Annotated in this window: 3 protein-coding genes; 1 reads left to right on the forward strand and 2 read right to left on the reverse strand. The window is 45.9% G+C overall.

All coding sequences use genetic code 11. From position 1 onward, the window contains the following. Nucleotides 1–108: 108 nt before the first annotated feature. Nucleotides 109–354, reverse strand: coding sequence for a hypothetical protein (locus tag F6J94_RS32260; protein WP_293031319.1), 246 nt, complete (start codon nucleotides 352–354; stop codon nucleotides 109–111). Between the two features lie 190 nt (nucleotides 355–544). Continuing rightward, entirely contained in the window at nucleotides 545–1,513 is a 969-nt protein-coding gene (locus tag F6J94_RS32265) for a carbohydrate kinase (protein WP_293047694.1), read from the reverse strand. Nucleotides 1,514–2,353: 840 nt separating this feature from the next. On the opposite strand from F6J94_RS32265, the gene F6J94_RS32270 reads away from it, so the two are divergent. Further along, nucleotides 2,354–3,076, forward strand: coding sequence for a hypothetical protein (locus F6J94_RS32270; RefSeq protein ID WP_293047696.1), 723 nt, complete (start codon nucleotides 2,354–2,356; stop codon nucleotides 3,074–3,076). Nucleotides 3,077–3,150 lie beyond the last annotated feature (74 nt).

A 3,150-nucleotide genomic window follows, 5' to 3' on the forward strand; every position in this document is an offset into this window, starting at 1 on the left:
TACTTGCTTGTGCTGCCCTCAATCCTATGACCCATTTGGGTATGCCTGATAGCTATGCCCATAATGCTTAAAACTGCTCCTGAGAGGGGGAGCATTTTGACCCCTTCATCATTCATGCAACAAAGCCTCGCGATTGTATTCTTCCACTCTGATTTGCTTGGCAATTCCCGCTGCTACTGCCTCATCGGTGCCATCAGGTAAAACAGCAATTATACCATCTCCGATAAACTTGACGATAAAGCCGTTTTGATTGCGAATCTCGGGACTAACACCCTTGAGGTAAGCATTAACAAAGTCGAAGTTTTCCTTCGGGGTCATGGTTTCTGAATTGGAATAGTAGTTTAAATTATCCATGTTTTAGGGAGTCGGGAGTCGGGAGTCGGGAGTCGGGAGTCGGGAGTCGGGGGAAGAGTGTGACAAGTGTAGGAAGTGAAACTTCAGTTTAAAGATAAAAACTTATAGAGTAAGCTGATGTGCATTTAAATTAGTTATTCCCTGTTCCCTGTTCCCTGTTCCCTGTTCCCGACAACTGCCGCGAAGTCTACTAACTAGATAGAAAAGCTTCCACCTCAGCTAATGTAGGTTGAGCTGCGATCGCACCAGGCTTGAGAGTGGTCAGTGCGCCTACTGCACTGGCATAGGTAACCACATCTTTGGCAACGGTTGGATCACTCAGACTGGACCGGTCACGGTGGCATAGTTGATAAATAATGCCACCAGTAAAGCCATCCCCGGCACCGGTTGTATCCTGGACTGCTACAGAAAATGCTGGTAACTTCCCTTCGTTTCCTCCCAGATAGTAGGCGCAGCCTCGTTCCCCGGCTGTGACTAATACCCCTTTGACCTTATCCAGCCGTTGTGCGATCGCTTTTGGATCAGCAGTGCCAAACAAAAACTCTCCCTCCTCATCAGTCAGTTTCAGGAAGTCCGCTTGCTGGATAAAGTCTTGAATGATTTCAATGGCAGTATTGGCATCATTCCAAAAGACCGGTCGCCAGTTCACATCTATAAAGATAGAGACCTGGTGTTGTTGTGCCAACTTAACCGCTTGGTTAATTGCTGCCTTACTGTCGGGATAGGCTAATTCCAGAGTCCCCAATACCAGAAACTTCGCTTCCTTAAATAGTTCAGTAGGCAAGTGATCGGCTTGAAGTCGTGTATCAGCGAATTCTGTGGTATCGATATCACCAAATCCAGCAAAACTGCGATCGCCTGAGGCATCTCGAACTACATAGACGATCCGTGTGGGAGCAGTACCATGACGCTGTACTCCCGTGCCATCGACACCAATGTCCTTTAACAACTCTACTAGTATGTCTCCTGGCTGATCTTGACCAATACAACCAATAAATGCAGTGGGTATACCCAGCTTTACTAAAGCACAAGCAGTATTCGCTGGTGCGCCACCGGGATAGTCTGTCCAAGACTCCACCTGTTCTAGGGGTTTTCCTGGCTGATTAGACAAACGGTCAAACAACATTTCACCAGCACAGATCACCTGGGGACTTGTCATGAGGGTATTCCTTACCTACCAAATGTAATTGAACGGTGATTCGGGTAGTCTATCGCCCATCTTCTAAGAAGGAAGTGGCGCGCAAGCATTTCACCCAAACTGACATCAAATTATACTGTAGGTTTATTATTATCTCCCGACTAATTAACATAACCGGGATTATCAGTACTTCAGTTACCCTATATGCGCAATAGTTTTAAGGAATAGTTTTAACTCTGGTGGGAAGTAGTTCTATTAGTGGAAATGGCAGGTATTTGATGCGATCACCTACGGTGCCTCTCTGTCCAACGCCGGGAAGTCTGTGACGTGTACCTTAACTCTACCTAGTTTTCCGGAAAACGAATAAAACAAGGAGAAAAGTGGGCAAGCATAACGTCGCCCATTTCTCTCGTTGGGCAAAGTAAGCTATTTTTACTCGTAATTGAACCTCCCCACCCGTCGCAGGGATGGGGATTCCCAGGCACAGCCGTTCGCGACTGTTATCTCCATGGGCGTGACTTTCCCGCGCACCGAGGGTAGCTGAGTAGGGTCAATACCCAGTTTTTTTGAGACCCTTACTTTTTATCTTAACACTATTTGAGAGGGAAAAGAATACCCCGTCCTTTGAGGACGGGGTATTCTTTTCCCTCTCAAACTCTCCCACTCTGATAAAGACGATAAAAATCGATTAATTCAGCGTTTTTATGAACGGAACAGCTAAAAGCGATTGGCCGTAGGCGGAGCACTATACATTACTGGCTTGCAGTGATCATTGATTTTCCTGTCGTCTCTTGTTAACTTTTTGAGGCGACAAAGATAACAAGAGAAATATTTGCCGATGACGATCAAATAGGTATACTTATGAATAAGCGATCGCATTCCCGGTCAATGGTGCGATCGCTAAGTGGAGGATTACTCCAGTTCAATGTCATATTCATTCTAACCATGGAAAATAAGCAATACGTAACTCACTGTCCTTTCTACATTGGGGACATTAAGGCTGATGGTTTCAAGACGGAGTCTGGAGATTACTTGATGTCTCAGACTGGTTCTGCTGAAACCATCGGAGAAGATGAATCTTACGCCCGGCGTTTTTTGCGATCAAAAGCCTTCAAAGATATATGGGGCAAGGGTTTTACGCCCGGCACTTTTGAGGTTTTAAACCCAGAGCAACTAAAAGGGCAGACTCGTATCAGTGGATGGCCTCCGGTCATAGTTGGGCTTTACTGGCATAGTCGTGGAAACAAAGGCAACAAAAGGGCTTTTGCATTGACTAACGGATTGATCATAGATGCATTAGAGGAAAGGATTCGTGAAGCTTTTGGTGATACGACTACAATCACCGAAAGAAATGAAAAGCTTTCTGAATACGTGAGTCTCTTAGAAGCTGAGAACACCGATCTAAGAAACAATAGCGAATGCTGGCAGTATATCAACCAGGAACTAAATCAGCAATTGGAAGACCTTTCGGAAGGTATGGCTGAACCAGACCATCTAGAGGCAGAAAATGCTCGCCTATTACGAATACTGCGAGAAGTGCGGCTTGTTCTAGGTAGGAGCCTCCCTCGTGCGGGAGGGGTATGACCTAGGTAACTCGCGGGGATAAAACCCCAAAAGTTATAACTGTCCTTCGGATGGTGGTGAAAATCCACCCCTTT

Origin of the sequence: Moorena sp. SIO1F2 (genome assembly GCF_010672755.1) — a bacterium.
GTDB lineage: Bacteria > Cyanobacteriota > Cyanobacteriia > Cyanobacteriales > Coleofasciculaceae > Moorena.

Excerpts from the sequence above, each read along its gene's own strand:
- F6J94_RS32260 (WP_293031319.1), bottom strand. The coding sequence starts at position 354 with ATGGATAATTTAAACTACTATTCCAATTCAGAAACCATGACCCCGAAG.
- F6J94_RS32265 (WP_293047694.1), bottom strand. The coding sequence starts at position 1,513 with ATGACAAGTCCCCAGGTGATCTGTGCTGGTGAAATGTTGTTTGACCGT.
- F6J94_RS32270 (WP_293047696.1), top strand. The coding sequence starts at position 2,354 with ATGAATAAGCGATCGCATTCCCGGTCAATGGTGCGATCGCTAAGTGGA.